The organism is Psychrobacter sp. BI730 (assembly GCF_013414195.1).
GTDB lineage: Bacteria > Pseudomonadota > Gammaproteobacteria > Pseudomonadales > Moraxellaceae > Psychrobacter.
On record NZ_JAATTV010000023.1, the window covers coordinates 1 to 22,214 of the forward strand.

Annotated in this window: 19 protein-coding genes and 1 tRNA gene; 10 read left to right on the forward strand and 10 right to left on the reverse strand. The window is 44.3% G+C overall.

Features of this window, described 5'->3' with window-relative positions:
- Positions 1–124 precede the first annotated feature (124 nt).
- From HCZ91_RS13310 to HCZ91_RS13325, 4 genes are read right to left on the reverse strand one after another with little or no spacing between them, the layout of a single operon-like run.
- Positions 125–445 (reverse strand): hypothetical protein, encoded by a 321-nt coding sequence (locus tag HCZ91_RS13310; RefSeq protein ID WP_257020071.1) that lies wholly within the window; start codon positions 443–445, stop codon positions 125–127.
- A gap of 10 nt (positions 446–455) precedes the next feature.
- Positions 456–749 (reverse strand): hypothetical protein, encoded by a 294-nt coding sequence (locus HCZ91_RS13315; protein ID WP_179799720.1) that lies wholly within the window; start codon positions 747–749, stop codon positions 456–458.
- Positions 746–1,990: a site-specific integrase gene (locus HCZ91_RS13320; RefSeq protein WP_179799721.1), complete on the reverse strand. Its 1,245-nt coding sequence runs from the start codon at positions 1,988–1,990 to the stop codon at positions 746–748. Before HCZ91_RS13320 ends, HCZ91_RS13315 begins: the two co-directional genes overlap by 4 nt.
- Before the next feature lie 26 nt (positions 1,991–2,016).
- Entirely contained in the window at positions 2,017–2,232 is a 216-nt protein-coding gene (locus HCZ91_RS13325; RefSeq protein WP_045456309.1) for a hypothetical protein, read from the reverse strand.
- A 188-nt stretch (positions 2,233–2,420) separates the two neighbouring features.
- Here HCZ91_RS13325 and HCZ91_RS13330 point away from each other — a divergent pair, with 188 nt between their 5' ends.
- Positions 2,421–2,591, forward strand: a complete 171-nt coding sequence (locus HCZ91_RS13330) for a helix-turn-helix transcriptional regulator (protein WP_257020073.1) — start codon at positions 2,421–2,423, stop codon at positions 2,589–2,591.
- Positions 2,592–3,066: 475 nt separating this feature from the next.
- On the opposite strand, the gene HCZ91_RS13335 is transcribed toward HCZ91_RS13330, so the two are convergent.
- Positions 3,067–3,141, reverse strand: a tRNA-Gly gene (locus HCZ91_RS13335).
- Between the two features lie 260 nt (positions 3,142–3,401).
- Between HCZ91_RS13335 and HCZ91_RS13340 the strand changes: the two genes are divergently transcribed.
- The 3 genes from HCZ91_RS13340 (at position 3,402) to HCZ91_RS13350 (ending at position 7,666) form a co-directional block, all read left to right on the forward strand.
- Positions 3,402–5,072 (forward strand): thiamine pyrophosphate-binding protein, encoded by a 1,671-nt coding sequence (locus tag HCZ91_RS13340; protein ID WP_179799723.1) that lies wholly within the window; start codon positions 3,402–3,404, stop codon positions 5,070–5,072.
- Between the two features lie 189 nt (positions 5,073–5,261).
- Positions 5,262–5,597 carry a GlpM family protein gene (locus HCZ91_RS13345; RefSeq protein WP_346342199.1) on the forward strand — a complete coding sequence of 112 codons (336 nt, stop codon included), beginning with the start codon at positions 5,262–5,264 and terminating at the stop codon, positions 5,595–5,597.
- Between the two features lie 278 nt (positions 5,598–5,875).
- Positions 5,876–7,666 carry a potassium/proton antiporter gene (locus HCZ91_RS13350; protein ID WP_179799724.1) on the forward strand — a complete coding sequence of 597 codons (1,791 nt, stop codon included), beginning with the start codon at positions 5,876–5,878 and terminating at the stop codon, positions 7,664–7,666.
- Positions 7,667–7,682: 16 nt separating this feature from the next.
- Here the strand turns inward: HCZ91_RS13350 and HCZ91_RS13355 are convergent, their stop codons facing one another.
- On the reverse strand, positions 7,683–8,606 hold the full coding sequence (locus HCZ91_RS13355) for a LysR family transcriptional regulator (RefSeq protein ID WP_346342200.1): 924 nt from the start codon (positions 8,604–8,606) through the stop codon (positions 7,683–7,685).
- 191 nt (positions 8,607–8,797) lie between these two features.
- Here HCZ91_RS13355 and speB point away from each other — a divergent pair, with 191 nt between their 5' ends.
- The 6 genes from speB (at position 8,798) to HCZ91_RS13385 (ending at position 17,498) form a co-directional block, all read left to right on the forward strand.
- Positions 8,798–9,766 (forward strand): agmatinase, encoded by a 969-nt coding sequence (gene speB, locus HCZ91_RS13360; protein ID WP_057760617.1) that lies wholly within the window; start codon positions 8,798–8,800, stop codon positions 9,764–9,766.
- Between the two features lie 149 nt (positions 9,767–9,915).
- Positions 9,916–11,637, forward strand: a complete 1,722-nt coding sequence (locus HCZ91_RS13365) for a 5-guanidino-2-oxopentanoate decarboxylase (RefSeq protein ID WP_179799725.1) — start codon at positions 9,916–9,918, stop codon at positions 11,635–11,637.
- Between the two features lie 105 nt (positions 11,638–11,742).
- Complete coding sequence (dld, locus tag HCZ91_RS13370) at positions 11,743–13,569, forward strand: D-lactate dehydrogenase (RefSeq protein WP_179799726.1); 1,827 nt, start codon at positions 11,743–11,745, stop codon at positions 13,567–13,569.
- Complete coding sequence (locus HCZ91_RS13375) at positions 13,550–14,956, forward strand: YjiH family protein (RefSeq protein WP_179799727.1); 1,407 nt, start codon at positions 13,550–13,552, stop codon at positions 14,954–14,956. Before dld ends, HCZ91_RS13375 begins: the two co-directional genes overlap by 20 nt.
- Positions 14,957–15,111: 155 nt before the next feature.
- Entirely contained in the window at positions 15,112–16,650 is a 1,539-nt protein-coding gene (locus HCZ91_RS13380) for an aldehyde dehydrogenase family protein (RefSeq protein ID WP_257020072.1), read from the forward strand.
- 236 nt (positions 16,651–16,886) lie between these two features.
- Positions 16,887–17,498: a TetR/AcrR family transcriptional regulator gene (locus HCZ91_RS13385; protein ID WP_179799728.1), complete on the forward strand. Its 612-nt coding sequence runs from the start codon at positions 16,887–16,889 to the stop codon at positions 17,496–17,498.
- Between the two features lie 44 nt (positions 17,499–17,542).
- Here HCZ91_RS13385 and HCZ91_RS13390 read toward each other — a convergent pair whose 3' ends face one another.
- The 4 genes from HCZ91_RS13390 to HCZ91_RS13405 all read right to left on the reverse strand — a co-directional run bounded on the left by HCZ91_RS13390 (position 17,543) and on the right by HCZ91_RS13405 (position 22,088).
- Positions 17,543–18,169, reverse strand: a complete 627-nt coding sequence (locus tag HCZ91_RS13390; RefSeq protein WP_179799729.1) for a CDP-alcohol phosphatidyltransferase family protein — start codon at positions 18,167–18,169, stop codon at positions 17,543–17,545.
- 67 nt (positions 18,170–18,236) lie between these two features.
- Positions 18,237–18,869, reverse strand: coding sequence for an ATP-binding cassette domain-containing protein (locus tag HCZ91_RS13395; RefSeq protein WP_179799730.1), 633 nt, complete (start codon positions 18,867–18,869; stop codon positions 18,237–18,239).
- Between the two features lie 160 nt (positions 18,870–19,029).
- Positions 19,030–20,793 (reverse strand): ABC transporter permease subunit, encoded by a 1,764-nt coding sequence (locus HCZ91_RS13400; protein ID WP_179799731.1) that lies wholly within the window; start codon positions 20,791–20,793, stop codon positions 19,030–19,032.
- Entirely contained in the window at positions 20,790–22,088 is a 1,299-nt protein-coding gene (locus tag HCZ91_RS13405; protein ID WP_179799732.1) for an ABC transporter substrate-binding protein, read from the reverse strand. The genes HCZ91_RS13400 and HCZ91_RS13405 overlap by 4 nt, the downstream gene beginning before the upstream one ends.
- Between the last annotated feature and the right edge of the window lie 126 nt (positions 22,089–22,214).

Genomic DNA, 22,214 nt, shown 5'->3' on the forward strand with positions numbered 1-22,214 from the left:
TTTTATGATTATGTTTGATGACCGTATCAGTAAGCATTTAATCTAAATGGCAGTTACACAGAATCTGGGATGGGCTCAAAAAGCCAGACAGCTTAAGCTGTCTGGCTTTTTTGACGGTAAAAATTTATTTATTTTCTTTATTCGTCCGCCATAAAGCATGCTCACATATCGAACATAACCAACTGTCTTTTGCTCGCATATAAGGGATATCTGCTGGCACTTCAATTGGACAAGCATAACCACAGTACTCACATACAACATCGTCCAAGTAGGTATAACACTGAGCGACTGTCTCAAAGAGTACTTGAGGGCTGACCTCATACTTTTCACAAAGTACCTTCACATGCTCAACAAAGTCGCTTTTATTATCGTATGCCCAGTAATCCTCACATATTTTGATATCATATGGGCTCTGCGTCATATTAGGCTGAAGTTTTACACTCATAATACTCTCCTCAGTAGTTGCCATAATCAGAGCACGGTAGCAGCTCATAAAGCTCACTCTGAAGCTTACTGCTCATATCTTCTACAAAGTACCCATCCTGAGCATCCAAGTGCTTCTGTACCCATATACGCATTGCCATATCATTGTTAAAGCACCGCTTCACTCCTAAGAAACGTGCGAGTTGATGACCAGATGAAATATATAACTCACGCATCAATGAGTTAGCGATAACATTTGCATCCTCACTGATTGCACCATCAGGTTTAAACTCACCAAACAGCTCTTCATAATTGATGATTTTCATTGTGACGTCTCCTTGTCAGTTTGTGCATTTGTGATTAGTCCTTCAGTGTCAGAGCTATTCGATGCAGCTGTTAACTTCTCCTTACTCGCCAGTAGCAAGTTATCCATCGCTGAGCCATCTTGACGGGTGATATCAGGCACATAGCGGCTATACACTCGAAACAGCATTTCCGTACTGCTATGTCCCATCTGACGAGCTATCCACTCAGGATTCTCACCAGCAGCGAGCCAAAGCGTCGCTGCGGTATGCCGAGTCTGATAAGCACGTCTGTGTTTCAGTCCGAGTAGGGCAAGCGTGGGTTTCCATACCCGTCTATTCACATTACGGTACTCCATCGGATTGCCTTGTGAGTTGCAGAATACGAACTCTGACTTGCCAAAGGTGCGGGCCTTCTGCTCTTGCAGTGCGTCATACACTAACTGTGATATTGTAATATCACGTTGTGAGCCTAACGTTTTAGTCGGACCCATCTCACCATTGACTAATGCACCGCGAATACTGATCTCACGCCGATCAAAGTTAATGCAGTCCCACTTCAGCCCGTCGATCTCACTGGTACGCATTCCTGTAAAGAAGCGAATAGTGTAGTAGGGCTTATAGTCAGCTCGAACGTGCTTTAAAAACAGCCATACCTCAGCTAGGGTAAAAGGATTTACATCAGGACGAGCCTGCTTGAGATTCTTAATATTTTTATAAGGCATCTCAAACTCATGGCGATCTGACGCTTCTTCTAGTATCATACGAAGAAGTATCATAATCTGATTGATTCGTGCTACTGACAGACTTGACTGACCATCTTTACCGTAACGAACTTTGGCGAGAGAGCTACGGAAGGTCAGCAGGTCTGATTTTTTTATGGCATGTACCGCTTTGCCACCAAACGCAGGTAATAAGTACTTATTTAGAATAATCTTTGTCTTTTGCCGATAGCTCGGCCGCCATTCAATTTTCTTTTCCTCGTAAAAAATCTCTGCAAACTGCCCAAAGGTTGGATTACGACTGATACAAGCTTCTGCTCTATCAGCCAATGCCGTCATCTCCTGTGCTCGTTCACTCTTGGGAAAGTAAGCGGCATAGTCGAAAATACCTAGAGTGATTTCTGCTTCCATTTTTTCGATAATTTTAGCCAGCTTCTTTCGATTAGCTGGAGTGTCTGTGAGATTGGTTGTCTCACGGCAACGCATATTCATATATCGAAAATCTACGAATAGCTTGCCACGTCTCGCTCTTATTGAGGCCATTGTTTAGCTCCTTGCTTATGTAAAATTTACTGTAAGGCCATTCCGTTGATCGCACTCATGACAGGCTTACACATATCTTCTTCGATACGCTCCCATACATATAAAATCTTGCGACCACCGAAAGGGCGTATATAGTGAATGTTCTCAATTAAGACGGTATCCTTTAGTTGGTTACGGATAGTACGCGCATCGTATTTGATACGTTCGGCTAGTTCTTGAGTGGTGAGATAGGTCTGTGACATAATAGTTCTCCAGTCAGTATTAAATAGTTTTTAATAAACACTTTGTTGTTGCCAACGAGTACTATATTATCAGAAAAGTAGTCATTGGCAAGTACTTTTTACTTACCAATAAGGAATTTATTGTGATTTCATGTAACTTACCTGTTCTTTTGGCAGAAAGAAGGTTGCGTGTGGCAGATTTAGTGAGAATGACGGACATCAGTAAATCGACGCTACATAGGATCTATAATGATGATACGACTAGAATTGAGTTCGATACTTTGAGCAAGCTATGTAATGTATTAGAAGTAACGCCAGGGGATATTTTGAAGTATGTTCCAGATGAACTTGGTGAGGACGACTCTTCAGGAAAAGAGTGACTTAACTATCACGATAACCGCTGATAGGGAATTTCTAGCTAAAGACTTATTAGGGCTAAAGCATACTTGTAGGGCTTAATAATTTCTATTGTTAGGTTGTAGTCATCACTGTTTAAATGACAACTAATTTTGGATGTTATAAAACTAAAATTCATTTCAGAAAATTATACCTCTGAGAAACACGTTTTTTACTGAATTGAGGTTGGGTTCAAAAGTCAGCATAGTGCCAAATTTACTAGGTTAGGTGTCATGATGATTTTTGAACCAAAAATAGCTAGGTTGTGGTCAGATACGCATACGCAGTGTTAGGGCAGGGCACGGTTTGGGCACCAAGTGGGCACCGCACCGAAAATGGGCTTTTTTATTGAGTAGCTATACTTAACTGAATTAGAAAAGATATTTAGAAATATCTTCTACAAGCCTTGAAAATTGGACAAAAAAAAGCCTCACTGTTAAGTGAGGCTTCTTAAGTATTTGGAGCGGGAAAAGAGATTCGAACTCTCGACCCCAACCTTGGCAAGGTTATGCTCTACCACTGAGCTATTCCCGCTAATTATTAACTAACTATCGTCAGTTGATGAAGGCGTATTATACGCAGTTTTTTTTAGGTGTCAACACCTATGACGAAAAAAATTAAAGTTATTAAAATAGGCGTGTCTTCTGGCCATAGATATATGTTATAACGGTTTATTATAATATGTATTCCAAAAGCTTTGTAGTACATAAATAAGCTGGGACGCACTTTATAATTTAATCGTAATCACATTCACAATTATCAATACTTACAAAGATAAGTCATAAGGATAAAAAATGAGTCAACAATATACCATCGCTGATTATTTGTTTGATCGTGTCGCAGAAGCGGGTGCCTCTGAGATATTTGGCGTACCTGGTGATTTTAATTTAACTTTTTTGGATAACGTTCTTGCTTCTGACAAGCTACGCTGGGTAGGTAACACCAATGAGTTAAATGCTGGCTATGCTGCTGATGGTTATGCACGTGAGCGTGGGTTTGCCGCCATGGTGACGACCTTTGGCGTAGGCGAGCTGTCAGCGATCAACGCGACCGCAGGTTCTTTTGCTGAGTACGCACCGGTATTGCATATCGTAGGTGCGCCAAGCACAGCGCTACAAGACTCAAAGCGCCGTATTCATCACTCGCTTGGCGATGGCGTATTCAATCATTTTATTAAGATGGTCGAGCCAGTAACCGTGGCACGAGCGCAGCTTACTCCTGAGAACGCTGCCTCAGAAATTGATCGAGTGATTCGCTTAATTCTCAAAAAGCATCGCCCAGGTTACTTACTATTATCACCAGACGTTGCGCGCCAGCCTATCTATCCACCAACGACCAAGCTGATCGATAGCCAAGAAGATATTACCAGCCAAGCGGCATTATCAGATTTTAAGCAAGCACTAACCGAGTTTTTGCCAAACAAGACCACGACCCTAATGGCAGATTTGATGGTGCATCGTTTGGGATTGCAGTCGCAGCTCAAGGCACTGATCGCTGATACAGATATTCCTTATACCACGCTATCTTGGGGCAAGACGCTACTCGATGAAAATAGCGATCGTTGGGCAGGTACTTATGCGGGTGTTGCTTCGCGTCCAATTGTCAAAGATGCGGTAGAAAACTGCGAATGTCTTATCAAAGTAGGGGTGCAATATACTGACACTACTACCGCAGGGTTTAGCCAAGATATTAATGAAGATGTGGTCGTAGACTTGCATTATGAGCGTGCTTCTATCAGTGGTAAGAACTTTGCACCGATTGCGCTAAAAGATGCGTTGCAAGCCCTACATGAAGTGATGACCTCTGGCATTAATGTCGTACCAAAACCTTTCTGTGAAGAAGTTAAGCCGCACGAACAAAAAGGTAAAGACAGTGAGGCTATCCGCCAAGATGATTTATGGCATATTATCGCTGACCGCTTAGATCACAATAACTTGGTGTTTTCTGAACAAGGCACGGCTTATTTTGGTATCAGTGATGTGCGCCTACCAGAAGGGGTGACGTCATATGGGCAGCCGATGTGGGGATCAATTGGCTACACGTTACCTGCCAGCTTGGGCGCGGCAATCGCATCGCCAGATAAGCGTAGTGTGTTATTGATTGGGGATGGTTCAGCATTGCTAACGATCCAAGAGCTAGCGGTCATGATTCAAGAGCATATCAATCCTGTGATTGTCTTAATCAACAATGATGGCTATACGGTAGAGCGTGCGATTCATGGCGAAAACCAATACTATAATGATATTCCTAAATGCGATTGGCAAATCATGCCGCGAGCGTTTGGCGCGACAGAAGAAAATAGCGTATTACTCAAAGTAGAGACAGCAGGCGAGCTAAAATCTGCTTTCGACAAAGCTGCTGCGACTACCGACAAGCTTATAATGATTGAGGTGATCGCAGACAAGCATGATATTCCACCATTGCTAGCAGACATCAGTGCGGCACTAAAACCAAAAAAAGATTAAGTAGTTCGTAGAAGCTTACTGAACAAAAGTAACAGCCCCATTTAGCAACTTAGCTAAGTGGGGTTTTTGCATTTTTTTATCATAGGAATTAATTAATCAGCGATTGCTCTTATGTCAGTTTGCAGACTTTAGTATCATGGCGGATTGGGCTACGTTCAGCCTTTATAGTCAACAGGAGATAGACCCGTCGTGATTTGGTTAAAAATGCTTATCGGCGCATTGATGGTACTGGCGATTCAAATGTTCGCCCAAACCCGATTTTTCTATTTGGCGGCTCTTGCGCCACTATTCCCCACCTTTACGTTAATCAGTCACTTTATCGTTGGTACTGAGCGCAGTCCTGCTGATTTAAAGGTCGCGTTGATATTCAGTATGCTTGGTGTCATACCGCATTTGATTTATACCTTTGTGGTGTTCTTTAGCATCAGTTATATGAGTTTATATAAAGCATTGCTATTAGGTGTGGTCGCTTGGACGGTTGTGGCTGCGATTCTGGTACTGACATGGCAATACATTCAGGGTTAAGTAGTATTAAGACGTAAACTCTTTTAGCCTAGCAATGGCATTTTGTGTGCTTCACTTTAATATTTGAGTGTTTTCTCTTGAGGTGTTTTTATTGATTTAGTATTGGCTGCTAGTTCTGATGGTGATGCTAATATCATCATAAGTAATTGTCATTCATATTTTGAATAACGGCCGCTTATGATAGGCTCACTGGTGTAATATCTACTAACAGCAAGATAACGAAAAACCCATCGCAATCAATTACTATTCTTAATAATAAAAAATAGGGCTCAAAAACAATGGATACCTTAAATATCCTGTATCTCGTAGGCGCATTATTAATTTTCGCCAGTATCATGGCGAGTACATTATCAGCGCGCTTAGGCGTACCATTGTTGTTGCTGTTTTTGATAGTGGGTATGTTGGCAGGCGAGCAGGGTATCTTGGGTATTGAGTTCTCTCAATATGCGCTAGCCAATTTTGTTGGGCAGGCCGCCTTAGCTTGTATCTTGCTAGATGGTGGTTTACGTACGTCCTTTAAATCGTTTCGAGTGGGTCTAAAACCTGCGATTACGCTGGCTACATGGGGCGTGTTAGTCACGGTCATGGTGCTAGGGGTATTTGTCACTTGGCTGCTCGAGGTCGATTGGCGATTTGGTTTGCTGATGGCTGCGATTGTCGGCTCTACCGATGCCGCTGCCGTATTTTCTCTATTACGTAATGGCGGTGTCAAGCTTAACGACCGTGTACAAGCCACGCTTGAACTTGAGTCTGGTGCCAACGATCCCTTGGCTATTTTATTGGTTACTGGTCTTATCGCCTTGAATGTTGATCCTGATGGTCAGACAGTATTTGGCTTTTTAGTTTTATTGCTACAGCAGCTGAGCTTTGGGCTAGGGATGGGCTTACTGTTCGGTTATTTTTTATCCCGATTATTGCCTAAAGTGCATTTAGCAGAAGGCATGTACGCGATCTTAATCCTCTCCGCTGGCTTGGCTGTGTTCGCCGCAACCAACCTCATTGGCGGCAGTGGATTTTTGGCGGTATACCTCACTGGTGTGCTAATCGGCAACCACAAGGTACGTTCAACAGAGCATGTCATGCGAGTGATGGACAGCTTTGCTTGGTTGTCGCAGGCGGTGCTTTTCGTAGTATTAGGACTGCTGGTCACTCCGTCAAACGTCCTCAATGTCTGGCATTATTCGGTTGCAATCGCGCTCTTTATGATCTTTGTGGCGCGTCCTATTGCCGTCTATACCAGTGTCAAACCATTCAAATTTAAAGATAGAGAGATTGGGTTTATCTCTTGGGTTGGTTTGCGCGGTGCAGTGCCTATTACCTTGGCAATTTTACCGGTCATGGCTGGTATAGATAATGCCTTTATGCTGTTTGATATTGCCTTTGGTGTTGTGGTCTTATCATTGATTTTGCAAGGCACAACCATTCCTACGATGGCAAATCTGTTTAAGGTACGTATTCCAACCAATAAAGACCCCAAAGAAGAGCATGAGGTCTGGGTGTCGGATAAGGCCAGTATCACGCTGTATGAGTTTGAGGCAAAGTCGGGCGCATTTGCCATTGGGCGTCATCCTATGGGTATCTCCAAAGGTATCAATCCAGATGAAATCAGTGTCTTTGCGCTAGTCCGTAATCAGCAAATCGTAGTAGTCGATGACAATACAAAGCTAAAATTCGGCGACAGTGTCTGGTATGCGATGAGAGGTAATCACGCGAGCAAAATCGCCAAGATTTTCAATGACACGACACTAGATCGCAAAGCTATCGATGATTTCTATGGCGATTGGTTGCTATCACCGAGTGTTAAGCTTGGTGATTTGCCGTTTTTTACAGGAATCATGGCATCTGAGACATTGGTAAAAACACTGAAAACGTCCGATGAAGACAGCGCAAAAAACATGTGGGAGCAGACGGTGGCCGAGTACGTAAAATCACATTTAGGTACCGCGCCAGTGTCGGGCGATACCGTTGTGGTGAGTGACGAGTGGTCATTGGTCATCAAGGAAGTCGATGACAAAGGGAAGCTAAGAACCATTGGTCTAAAGTACCAACAACCGTCTGCAATAGTGTAATAAACCTAGTGGTATCTTATAATAAGTTCATCATTTTATTCAAAAAGTCAGCCGCTTGTTTAGGCTGATTTTCTCGATATGCCCAATGGTGCTCGACATCATAGCTTGCCTCATCAGGCAGTAGTATTTTCATCAGGCCCATACCCTCATAACGCTTCGCTAAATCACGCGGCAAGTAGCCAACATGGTGACCTGCAAGGATAAGCTGGGCTGTCGCCTCCATATGATAAGTAGTCGCGCTTAATGTCTTGGGGCGAATATGATTGATATGATGCTCTACCACATAGCCTCTTTTTATCCACGGATAGTTCTGTTCTAAATCATCAAAAGTTAATCCGTCTGAGTTGTAAAACAATCTATGTTCGCGTCCACAGCAGACCACTTGTTTTTCAACAAATGCTGGCTTAAAGGTCAGTAAAGGTGGAAAGCTGCCAAAATAACCCACGCCAATGTCACTCTCGTTACTTAAGAGCTTTTCTAACATGCTCTCAGGACTTTGTACGTCGATAGAAAAGTGTATTAACGGGTTATTACGGTAGCTGTTGGCTAGACGTTGTCTAAGTGCATCATAAAAAAACTTGGGCATCTGATCAATCAAGCAAAGCCTGATGTGCCCGCCGTGAACTGAGTCTAATTGTTTAATATAATGCAGCTGATGTTGAAAGCTGGCGACTGATTCGGTAAAGCCCAAACATGCCTCATACACCGCCGCACCGTCCTCCGTGAGTTTGAATCCTGCTCGACCACGATGACATAGCGTCATGCCTAAGCGGTCTTCTAAATGCGTCAAATGCCCACTGATCACAGAAGTAGTGACATTCAAACGCGACTGGGCGGCCGTCACGCCTTGGCACTCTACGATAGCCATAAAGCTTCGTAGTGTTTTGATGTCTATCTTTATCAGTTCATCCAATATCAAAAGCGGCTCCTCATTTATCAAATCAATATCATCTTTTTTTAATCATTACTGCTTTTCATAAACTTCTAATAGTGACCTATAAGCGCACTTTACTACGAAAAAATAGAAGTTTACTTCTAAATTTTACCATGGTTCCTTCTCTTATATTTATGTATTGTCAATGGCATGTAGCAAATTGTGTACTTAAACTAAATAGAACAAGGAAGTAACTTATGACATTCAATCAACCATTAAGCGGCAACGATATGCCAAGATTTGGCGGTTTTGCTTCTATGATGCGTCTGCCAACTCAAGCCGATGCTGAAGGGTTAGATGTGGCGTTCGTTGGCGTACCTTTAGATATTGGTGCATCCAACCGTAGCGGTGCAAGATTGGGTCCTAGGCAGATTCGTGATGAGTCAAGAATGATTCGTCCCTACAATGTGGCCACTCGCGCTGCGCCCTTTGAGTCATTACAAGTCGCTGACATCGGCGATGTGCCTATCAATACATTCAACCTGCTAAAAAGCGTTGATATCATCGAAAAATTCTATACCGATAAAATCGTCAAACACGGCGCGATTCCTCTAACACTAGGTGGCGATCATACTATCGCATTGCCCATTCTGCGTGCACTTGCTAAAAAACATGGCCCTGTCGGTATGGTGCATATCGATGCTCATGCTGATATCAATGATGATATGTTTGGCGAAAAAATCGCTCATGGTACGCCGTTCCGCCGCGCTGTTGAAGAAAACCTTATCGATGGTAATCGTGTGGTGCAGATTGGTCTACGTGGTACAGGCTATAGCGCTGAAGAGTTTGACTGGTCAACTGAGCAAGGATTCCGCGTGGTACCTGCTGAGGAGTGCTGGTACAAATCGCTAACACCGCTTATGGCTGAAGTACGTGAAAAGCTAGGTGATGGTCCTGTTTACTTGAGCTTCGATATCGACGGTATCGATCCTGCTTTTGCCCCAGGTACCGGCACTGCTGAAATCGGTGGTTTGACCTCTACTCAAGGTATCGAAATCATTCGCGGTATGCGCGGCCTAGACGTGGTAGGCGGTGATTTGGTTGAAGTATCACCACCGTACGATCCATTTGGTAATACCTCGGTATTGGCGGCGAATTTATTGTTCGAGATGCTATGTATCCTGCCGGGCGTACGCTATGACGACAAGGTTAAGGCGGTTTACTAATCACCATCAATGATTACCTCTATAATGAGCAACCTTTGCAGCCAGTAATTAGTGACTAATAATCGGTATGAAAGAAAAAATACAAAGGTTATTTTGAGGTATTGATAATTATCTGAATATTCAGCGAAATTTTTTAGGATGACTGACCCATGACCCAATTGACGCAAACGCCTTCTTCTTTGTCTGACACATCATCACTGACCTGTGGTGAGCTATTAGTGCAGTGGCTAGAGTATTATGGTGTAGAGACCGTTTTTGGTATCCCTGGTGTGCACACGGTAGAGCTGTATCGCGGTCTACCTAATACCAATATTCGTCATGTGACATCGCGTCATGAACAAGGCGCTGGGTTTATGGCGGATGGCTACTACCGTGCCTCTGGCAAGATTGGCGTGTGTTTTATTATCACTGGCCCTGGTATGACCAATATTATGACGGCGATGGCGCAAGCACTGGCTGATTCGATACCGATGCTAGTGATATCTAGTGTCAATAAAGTCAAAGACACAGGTAGTGGCGAAGGGCATTTGCATGAGTTGCATGATCAGCAAGGTATGATTAGTAAAGTAGCATTGACGAGTAAGACCATTTGGCAACCTGAATCGCTACCGAAAGTCATCGCAGAAGCTTTTGCCTTATTTAATGGGGCACGTCCTGGCCCTGTACATATTCAGCTTCCTATCGATATCATCACCGCTGATGCTAGCCACGTTGCTAAGCCGCCTAGTTTAAATGCTGTAGCAAATAGCGAAGCTAGTACAAATAATTTGAGCCTACCGCAGGTCACAAGACCATTGCCGAATCCTACGCAATTAGACCTGATCGTACAGTCATTAAAAACTGCAAAAAACCCTGTAATACTTTATGGGGGCGGCTGTGTCGATGTCGATCACGATGCACAGCGATTGGCAGAGCTGATAGATGCACCAACGTTTTTGACAATTAATGCCAAAGGTCTACTACCACCTGGTCATCCGTTAAGTCTAGGTAGTAACCAGTCATTAGACGCAGGCCGCGCCGTGATTACCGAGGCGGATTGGGTATTAGCGATTGGGACTGAGCTTGGTGAGACTGACTATGATGTGTTCTTTAATGGTGAGTTTAAGATAAATGGCACGCTGGTACGTATCGACTGTGATGCTCAGCAATTGCAGCGTCCATTTAGAGCAGATATCGCGGTACTGTCCGATGCGCAGATGGCGATTAGTGGTCTATGTAGCCGCCTAGAAAATCAGACATTCGATCATCAAGCACTGTCACGTGTCAATGAGGCCAAACAAGCCATCTTGAAGGATGTAACGACAGACTTTGCGGGTCAAAATGCATTACTAAAGCTGATTAGAGACGAGGTAGAAGACGTCATTTTCGTTGGTGACTCAACGCAACCTGTCTATAGCGGTAACCTTGGTCTTGAAGCCTTAGCGACGCGTAAATGGTTTAACTCATCGACGGGTTTTGGCACATTAGGCTATGGTTTGCCTGCTGCTATTGGGGCCATGGTTGGCTCCAATCTACCTGTCGTCAGCCTGATGGGTGATGGCGGTATTCAATTTACGATTGCCGAGCTTATCTGCGCGGCCGAGCTTGAGCTACCATTGATCGTTTTGCTATGGAACAACCAAGGCTACGGTGAGATTCGTCGCTATATGGAAGAGGGCGGTTTACCATTGATTGGCGTCAATATCAAAACGCCAAACTTTGAGCCACTAGCAGCAGGGTTTGGCGCTGGCTATCGCAGAATCACCGATAAACAGCAATTGCTAGACGCATTAAAGACAGACACGAAGGGTAAACAGCCAATCATTTATGAGATTGATGAAGCAGATGACTTTCTAAAAGAAATGGCTAAGACAGTAACTTATTTTAGTTAATAGTAATACTGGCGCTAATGCTACGGATAATCACGAGACTGATAGTCACAGTTCTAAAAAACGTCAAAAAAATGACAAACGCTGGTTATGCAAGGAAGCACGTTCATGACGCCCAATGCTAGAGAAATGTCAGAAAGTAGACATAAGCACATACCGCGTTTGTTAACGGCACTTGCTGCTGTCGTTGGTACGACCAATGTATTGACAAAACCTAGCCAACAGCAGTCTTATGTGCAAGGTGCAATTGAGGCTATCACAGACGCGACCGTAGCAGTTGTGATACCGCACTCTCTTGTGGCACTATGGCGCGTCATTAATATCTGTGCTGCTTTTGATGTAATTATCATTGCTCAAGCGGCCAATACAGGCTTAACAGGTGGCTCAACTCCGAATGGGGATTATGACAGGCCATTAGTCGTAATTTCTATGCAGTTATTGGGCGGCGTGCATTTACTCAACGATGCAGCAGAGCTGGTTGCGTTACCCGCCGCTACTTTGCAGCAATTAGAGTCTACCCTTGAGCCATTAGGGCGTGAGCCACATTCAGTACTAGGCTCTAGTTGTGTTGGCGCATCAGTGATAGGCGGCATCTGCAACAGCTCAGGCGGGATGCTAGTGCAGCGCGGTCCTGCTTATACTGAGATGGCGTTATTTGCCAGACGCAATACCTCGGGAGCGTTTGAATTAATCAATCACTTAGGACTGGATTTGGGGTCGCATCCAGAGGAAATGCTAGAGAACCTGCAAGCTGGTAAATTTAGCGAAGCATTAGATAGCACGAGCAACAGTAACGCCTGCACCAACCATCATTATCAACATAAAGTCCGTGATTGTGAGGCAGAGACACCTGCTAGATTTAACAACGATCCTAACGGTCTGTACGAAGCATCTGGCTCAGCTGGCAAGGTCATCGTATTTGCAGTGAGGGTAGCGACCTTTGCCAAGCCTAAACACGAGCAAATATTTTATATCTCGACCAACGACGCTGACACCTTGACCACACTCAGAAAACAATGGTTAAAAAGCGAGTTGAAATTGCCCGTGTTGGCTGAGTATATGCACAAAAACTATAACGACATCACGATGCACTATGGTCGAGACACTTGCTTGAGCATGCGTAAGCTTCCTGCTAGCAAGATAGGGGCGCTGTATCGACTACAAGCAAAGATTGGCTACTATCTGGATAAATGGCATCTTCCAAAGACGCTGCCAGATCGAATACTGCAACTGACATCTAGGTTTATGCCGCCGTCATTACCAGCCACTTTGACTACGCAGGCGCTCTCATATAAATACCATTTGATTATAAAAGTCGCAGATGGTTTTGGTAACGACTTTGATAATGGCATTAATAAAGATTCTAATAAAAACGATGGCAACAATATCGCTGCTGCGCAGGATTTTTTGCAAAATCATATGCAGCAATATCAAGGTGCGCTGCATGTATGCACAGAGCTTGAATCGCAAACGTTATTGGTATTTCGCAGTGCCGCGACCGCTGCCATGTTTCGTTATCATAATTTAAATCAAGATAAGTTTGGCGAGCTGCTATCGACCGATATTGCTTTACCTAGAAATGCTGTAGATTGGGACGAGACTCTACCTGAACATTTACAAGAACAAGTCAGCAAAACTTTTTATTTGGGGCATTTTTTCTGTCATGTCATGCACCAAGACTATTTATTGAAACCTAAGACCAATGCCAAGCAATTCAAGGAAGACCTGCTGGCATTTTATGACCAACGTCATATTGAGTATCCTGCCGAACACAATGTGGGGCATGTGTATCCTGCTAAAACTGAGCTACATTATTTTTATAAAAAACTGGATCCAACCAATTCGCTCAACCCAGGTATTGGTCAGACAGAGAAATGGAAAAACTGGCAATCATCGCCCATTAAGGAGAAATTAAATGACGAGTTACATGGATAAGTCGCAGCAGCCGATTTTAGGAAATAATACGGTTGATCCAGAAACGCCAAAAGCAGGACAGTGGCGTGCAGCAATGTGGAAGTTCCTATTGTTTTCAGCACTGGGTATTGCACTTTTTATCATACCGTTTGAGTGGGATGGTAAGGTCACAATCTTATTAGGTGTATTGACCGATACGCTACAGTCCGTGTTAGGTGGATTGGTAGCCTATATTGCTATGGCGATAGTGACTATCTCCGCTCTTGGTGCACTGGCAGTCAAAGCGTTAAAGCCAAATTTGCATGAAGATTCACTGGTAAAAAAACTCTTTGATGTTGAGTGGTTTTGGCTTGCTATCCGGTTTTTAGGAATGGCATTTGTTTGGATGATTTTTCTACAAGTTGGCCCTGAGTTTATTATCAATCGGAATACGGGCGGTGTCATTTTTGAAGATTTGATTCCTGTTTTGATTCCGTTGTTCTTCTTTGCCATTTTATCGCTACCATTTTTGACTGATTTCGGTTTGATGGAGTTTTTGGGTACTTTAGCCAGTAAAGTGTTTATCAAACTTTTCAAACTACCTGGTCGTTCTGCTGTCGATGCAATGTCTTCTTGGTTTGGCGCAGCGTCTATCGGCCTGCTAGTCACTATGCAAGAGTATGATAAAAGCTTCTACAGCCAGCGCGAAGCCGCCATTATCGCGACCACATTTTCCGTCACTTCTATCGCCTTTACCTATGTGGTTGCCAAAACCATCGGCGTAGACAATAACTTTGTCTTCTTTTATCTGACCATTGCGCTAACCGGTTTTATCGCTGCGATTATCATGCCGCGCATACCACCATTATCACTCAAGCCTGATACGTATCACTCGGGCAAAAGTATGCTAGATGAAGGCATCCCTGCTGAATATACAACGTACCAATGGGCTGTCAATCGTGCCGTCACTCGCGCGCATTCTATGCCAAGCTTAGGTAAAGTGTTCAAACGCAGCGTACACAATCTGTTTGATATCTACTTTGGACTGATTCCAGTTATCTTTGCGATTGGTACCATCGGTCTGGGCTTAGCAGAATACACGCCAGTCTTTAATTGGCTTGCGACACCACTTGTACCACTACTTGAGTGGTTACAGATTCCAGAGGCGGCAAAGGCTGCACCTGCCATGATTATGGGCTTTGCAGATATGTATCTGCCAGCGCTCGTCGGTAAAAGCATTGAAAGTGAGATGACACGATTCATCGTTGGTGCGGCCTCGATTACTCAGATTATCTACATGTCTGAAGTAGGTGCGCTGATTTTGAAGTCAAATATTAAGCTAAATGTATTAGAGCTATTTTTAATCTTTATCCTTCGTACGCTTATCAGCTTGGTAGTGATTACATCAGTGGCGCATCTACTGTATTAGTGGCGTGTCTAGTATTCACAAGGCATCTAGCCTGACGATAATATTCAAATGGTCGGTTTTTCTGTAGGCAGTTAAACCGACTATTTAGCCAATCACGTTACGGACGTTACGCACATAAAGACAATTTGATCAAAAATATAAGGCGATTGACCATTATGGAAATGCTGAACTCTACAGATTTAACCAGAGAAACTGTCATACAAACGGCTCAAAACGAAGTTGTATTAAATGCCGCTTATATCAATGGTGACTGGGTTACGATTGCAGCACCTGTGACCGATTCTGGTGATGCAAGCTTTGATAATACAAATAACCATGCGTTGTATGATCCAAATTCAGGTGAGGAGATTGCAACGACACGTCTGTGCACCAGTGCCCATGTAGAGCAGGCAGTCGAAGCGGCTGATGAAGCCTTTGCTAGCTGGTCACAGACCACTGTCAGCGAGCGAGCACATTATCTGAATGCGATTGCGGACTCTATGGAGCAGCAATTCGATAAGTTGGTTGGACTGTCTGTATTAAACAACGGTAAGCCAATCGAAGAGGCAAAGATAGACGTTGGAGATGCCATGGCCTGCTATCGTTATTATGCCAATCTCATCACAGATCAGGCAACATGGTCTAAGGTAGCGACGCTTGAGTCAGATATTTGTTTATTAAAGACATACTCGCCAGTAGGTATTTGTGCGCTGATTACCCCTTGGAACTTCCCAATGGTAACGACTTCTTGGAAGCTGGCACCTGCGCTAGCGGCAGGTTGTACCGTGCTATTAAAACCGTCTGAGGTGACACTACTACCAGAGCTTATGCTAGGTAATATCTTATCTGAGATTGGCTTGCCAAAAGGGGTGGTTAATATTTTACCGGGTGCTGCTGAAGTGGGCACTGCTATGACCAGTCATCCGCTGATTGACAAAGTGTCTTTTACTGGTAGTAATGTAGTCGGCGAAAAGGTCATGATCCAAGCAGCAAAAGGCATCAAAGACATTAGCCTAGAACTGGGTGGCAAGTCTGCTATTGTGGTCTGTGCAGATGCTGATATTGACTACGCTTGTGATTTAATTATTGGCGGTATATTTACCAATGCTGGTCAGATATGCTCGGCCACGTCGCGATTGGTTGTCCATCAAGACATCGCTGAACAGCTTTTTGAGACGTTAAAAGTAAAAACGGAAAGTTTGCAAATAGGTGATGGTTTCGCGACAGATACGCAAATGGGTCCATTGGTGAGCGAGCAGCAGCTGAATCAAGTTAAGAAGTTCTTTGATATTGCCGCTGACGAACATCTTGCTTGTTTGACTGGTGGCGAGATAGTTACTGGTTCAGGATATTTTGCAACCCCAACGATTTATACAGACGTACCAACGACCAGCCAATTATGGATGGAGGAAGTGTTTGGGCCTGTATTAGTCAGTACAACCTTTATCGACAATGCAGAGGCTATTCGCCTAGCTAATGATAGCAAGTTTGCTCTAGCAGCTACCATCGTGAGCGCCGATGAGACTGCTGCGCTTGAGATGTCGCTACAAATAAAAGCCGGGCATATCTGGATTAACGAGCAACAAATCGTACTGCCAGAAGCAGGATGGGGCGGATTTAAGCAAAGCGGTATCGGCCGTGAGTTGGGCGGTGATGGTTTGTCCGCTTATCAGAAGAGCAAACACGTATTACTGACCGATCAATTGGATTTTTAACTAGATTATCACTAGCCACTGTAGAGACCATTTACTAGCTATCAGCATGACTGTTGAATTATTGTAGAGTGATTGCTGATAGCTAAGTCGCGCCCTAGCATTACGTTTGTTTACCAGACCGTTTCTTATATTAACTTTACTGTCGCACCCATTCAGGATAAAATTGAGCAATCATTCAAGTTTTATAGCCGTGCCCATTTTTATATGAGGTCACGGCTTTTTAAATGAGGCACATTATGTCACGCACCGCACTTTACAACCGTCATGATGCCTTGGAGCGTGCGCTACAGCTTTTTTGGCAAAAGGGCTATCATGCCACCTCATTAAAGGATATCGAGCAAGCACTTGATATGCGCCCAGGCAGTATCTACGCAGCTTTTGGCAATAAAGAGGGACTGTTTCAAGAAGCACTAGAATATTATGCGCGTCTAGGATTGACTGAACTTGAGCGAGTATTGAGCCATCATAAAACGCCTTTATTGGGCCTTGCGGCTTACATACGTCAGCTTGGCGGGATTCGTGATAAAGCGTTACCGAGCCGTGCTTGTATGTTGGTCAAAAGCTTACTAGAGCTTGGTGCGCGTGAACAAACAGCGTTAACCAAGGTGGAAATGCTGCTGGCAGGTATGGAGACACGCTTTATAGAATGCTTTAAAGAAGCGCAGAATGTAGGTGAAATGGATAGTCAGCTGGATGCGGTTCGACTTGGCCGTCGCCTACAGGCAGAAGTCATGGGTCTGCGTGCTTTTGCACAGCGTGATGTAGAAAGCTCGACAGTACACGCCCTTGCTGAAGATATGGCCTTATCTATAGAAGCGTTGCGACTCGATAACTCAGTAAACGCTTAGAATGTCATAATCGGGTGTTCAAGACGGCATATATCTTCAGACGCTTACTTAGAAGATTCTAGCTGTTTAAGAGTATGATACCCACCATGTATACGGGTAAAAATAGTAATAGCACAGGCAGTAGCAAAGATACCAGCCAGGAGCACAAACTGCTGCGGCCAAATACAAAGAGCAATAAAAAGAGCAATAGTCTCGGTGCCTTCTGTGAGGCCGTTGAGGTAATAAAAGCTCTTATATTTAAACTGCGGCTTGTCTAATTGAAACTTTTCTGCGGAAATTGCAAAAGCCAAAAAGCTCGAACCTGTCCCGATAAATGCTGCTAATAACAAGGCACCTGCTATAGCGTTTTGTGCAGGGTTGGCCAAAATAAACCCAAGTGGCACGGCTGCGTAAAACAGAAAATCGAGGGTGATATCTAAGTAGCCGCCTGCGCTTGAGCTTTGCTGTGCATATCGTGCCATCGCACCATCTAGCCCATCAAAGATACGATTCAATATGATTGCGGCCAATGCGCCATACCATAGCTCAAATGCCAGTAGTGGCAGGGCTAGCATCCCAATCAAAAATCCCACTACCGTCAGCTGATCAGCGGTAACGCCGAGCTTATGCAATGTCGCTACTATTGGGGTTAGCAGCGGCTTGATAACGGGCGTGATAAACTTATCTAACATGCGAGCTGCCTTTTATATTTTGCTTATTTTGATACTTTAGCTAGATTTTTGGCTTTAATCTACAAGACTATTGTCCTACGTAAATAACTTTACCATTGGCTGCTTCAGCGTCGCTTTGGTCGTGCGTGACCATAATAGCAGGCAACTTATGAGTACGAATTTGCTCAAACACCAATTGCCGCGTATCCATTCTCAGCTGGGTATCGAGCTTGCTAAAGGGCTCATCAAGTAGTATCGCTTTGGGCTCACTTAGCAGCGTGCGTAGTAGGGCGACACGTGCTTGTTGACCACCTGATAGGTTATCAGGATGACGATCTCCCATCCCTTCTAATCCCACTTGAGCTAAAGATTGTACTATTTTTTCAACTCGCTGTTTTTTGTTTCCTTTTGGCATGGCAAAAGCAATATTGCCCGCGACGGATAGATGCGAAAACAGCAGTGCGTCTTGATACAGCACACCAATACGGCGCAAATGGGCTGGCAGGTAGGTTACGTTCTCATCGTTTAACCAGACAGTACCCATCGCGGTAAAATCACTCGCCAAAGTGCCTGTTAGCCAGTTTAGTAAGCTGGACTTGCCACTACCAGAAGGGCCCATCAGGGTTAGGATGTCACCACCAGCAATGTCTTCATTGATACTCAATAACTGCTCGTTTTGACGAAACAGTTGTAAGTCTTTTATCTGTAAAGATGATGGCATCGGGAACCCTTTGGTTGCGTTTTTTAAGACTGATTATTTTAGTATTTCGTATTTCGTATTTCGTATTTCGTATTTCGTATTTCTAGCAGCTATTTTTTTCATAACGGCTATTTTCGATAGCTGATGCTTTTCATAACTGTTCTTATTCAGAGTCAACCTGCTACCGTGCGCCACTTCTAAAAAAATATTTGGGTAGCATCCAAGCCAATACAAAACCGATGAGCGGTAGCGCCATTTGCATGATGGCATAGACGGCACTGGTACGCCGACTGGCTCCATTTGCCAATGTCACCGCTTCTGTCGTGATAGTAGCAATACGTCCGCCACCCGCCAATAGAGTTGGCAAGTACTGACCAAAGCTGATCGCTAGACCGAGTGCTATAGCAATTAAAATAGGGGCAAATAACTGCGGCAGTTTTATCTGAAAAAATACTTTGATGGGTGCAGCACCAAGGCTGGCGGCCACATGAGCGAAACGAGGATCTAAGCGCCGATAGCTACTGGCCAATGATAAAAACACGTACGGTAGCACGAATAAAAGATGCGCAAATGCCACATTAAAAAATTCTGATTGATGATTGGCCAACTGCTGTAACCATACTAAGCCGAATAGAAACGCAATACTTGGCACCAGTAGCGGTAAGTAAATAATAAAACTAGTGAAGTGTGACAGCGGCCTAGCACTCAGTTGCTCAGCTTCCAAGCATAGCAACGTCAGAAAAATAGCAAAGGCAGTACTAACGGCACCAATGCTAAGCGTATTGACCAATGGTGTGCTCATTTGGGTAAAGGCACTTTGAAAGTGTAATAATACGAATTGCTCTGGTAGCATCGCTGGAAACCGCCAAAATCCTGCAAATGCCCATAATACAAGGCCAGCGAGTGACATGAGCATAAAGCCAATCACACCTACGGTAAGTATAGCGGTGACTTTTTGCCAGATAGTATCTGCATAATGACGCTTGCCATTGATTGACGAAACATTAAACATGGCTTTGATAGCTTTTTCGCCGCCCAGCCAAAAGGCGACTAAACCTGCTGTCAGTACAAGCTGTAATAATGCCCCTGCTGATGCTTTGATACGTAGGGTAAGATCGACATCGTTGAACCATTGTATGATAGAGACAGCAAGTGTTGGCGGTGTATTAGGACCTAATATCAACGGCATCTCAACGCTCGCACTGGCATAGGCAAGCACTGCCAAAATCGGTAAACGTAGAAAAGGATATAACAGAGGCAAGACCGCCTTAAAAAAAGCAGTAATTGGGTAATAACCAAGATTGAGCGCAACGGTATACTGTTGACGTAGTTTTTTGCCAAGTTCAGGCTGAGCCAGGGCGCCTAAAGCCATTAATAATAGAAACGGCAGCTCTTTTAAAGTTAAACCCAAGATGATGCTGATACCGTACGGATCATGCGGAAACATACCATCAGGTGCCATCTCCCAACCAGTTAGCCACGGAGAGATAAGCCGTGCAAACATACCTGACGGCGCAATCAAAAACCCAACGGCAATGGCTGCAGCTGCATGAGGAATGACTAAGATAGGGCTTAATAAATGCTCAATACGCTGCAACCAAACACTGTTAAAAAACGCGGCCAATATCATCAGGGCAATGACAAAAGCAAGTAGGGTGCTGATAAGTCCCGTAGCGAGACTTAATGCAGCCATCTGCGTGATACCAGGCGTTTGCCACAGGTCTGTAAATCCTTGCAGGTTCAAGGTTGTTTTTTCTAGGGCAGGAAGCCAGCTCAGGGCGGGCAGCAGTACACAGATGAGGCCACAGAGTACGGGTAGTATTAATATGAGAATTAAAAGTTTGGGACTAAAAGACACGATACGCGTAAACAGGTCTGTTTTCTCAAGCGTAACAGGTTTAGGGCTATCACCTTTTTTCGTTATTTTATCAAAACCTTGGCTCATGGACTCACCCCATAACGTGCTTGCCAGCCTTGCTGGATGGCCTCTACCCAACTTGGATGTGGCTCGCTTACCGTGCGTTTGACACTATCAAAGGGCAGGGCGCTTGGGTGGGGCTGCTTGGTTTTGAATAATGCTTGTTGTGCAGGGCTAAGTGTAGATTGAACCAGTACGCTTTTGTCACCCCATACCGAAGGGGTTTGTTTTTTTGCTTGGGCTTCTGGACTCATTAAGAAGTTGGCTACTAATTGTGCCGCCTGAGGATGGCTAGCGTTATAAGGAATGGCGACAAAATGAGTATTACTTAAGCTGCCGTCACTCATGGCATAGCTGCGAATGCTCTGAGGTAAGTCATAGCGCTGCACGGCCGCAGGAACTTCTGGTGCCGAAAAAGTAAAGGCAAGACTCAGCTCTGTATCATCGACCAAGCGCCGCATCTGCGCACCTGTCTGCACGAACTGCTCACCATTACGCCATAAGGTTGGATGAAAGTCATTTAAAAATGCCCATAGCGGATCTAATACGAGCGCGGTGTTTTCTTCAGTGGCAGGCAAGTTGAGCTGCGCGCTAGTGTTTTCAACCGTTTGAGCGTTTTGTTGTTCATGCAGCATGACTAAAACGTATTTTAAGAAACTCATACCCAAAAAATCAGGCGGCTTTGGGTAGCTAAAACGGCCAGGGTTTTGTGCTGTCCAAGCGGTTAGCTCAGTTAGCGTTGTTGGCGGTTTACTGGTCGACAGGCTGTCGTAATAAAATGTCAGAGAGGCTTGTCCCCATGGTGCTTCCATACCGTTGGTCGGCACACCAAAGTCAAAGTTTACGGTTGGATTATTCTCTGGGTCAGTCAACGCAAAATTGGGCAGCTTGTTTGCCCATTGCTTAAGTAGCAATGAGTTCTCACTCATGGTGGCAAAGTTAGCACCATTAATCCAGACCAAATCAACACTGCCTTGATCGTCATTATGAGCAGACTTTTCTGCGAGTACCCGACTGACTGCTTCACTGGTATCGCTCAATTTAACATGGACTAAGTTGACACTATATTTGTCATCGACTTGATCGGCGACCCATTGTAGATAGGCGTTAATTTGCGGATCACCGCCCCATGCATAGAAATAAACGTCTTGATTGCTGCCTTGGGCTTCTATCTGCTGCCAAGGTGACAAGTCTTGGTTAATATTGGCAGTAGTTGGCGATGCGGTGCTTGCTGATATACCAATACAAATGCTCATCACCATAGCGTAGGCGCTATAGCGCGTAAGACGTTTGAGCATCGGTAAAGCGGTAATAACGTGCATTCAAGTTTCCGTTATGATTTCAATGTTAGTAAAGCCGGTAAAGATTTCATATAGTCAATCCAAGATAAAAGAAGTACAACCCATATCATGAAATAGTTTAGGTAAATTATTCTCCATCCAACCTTG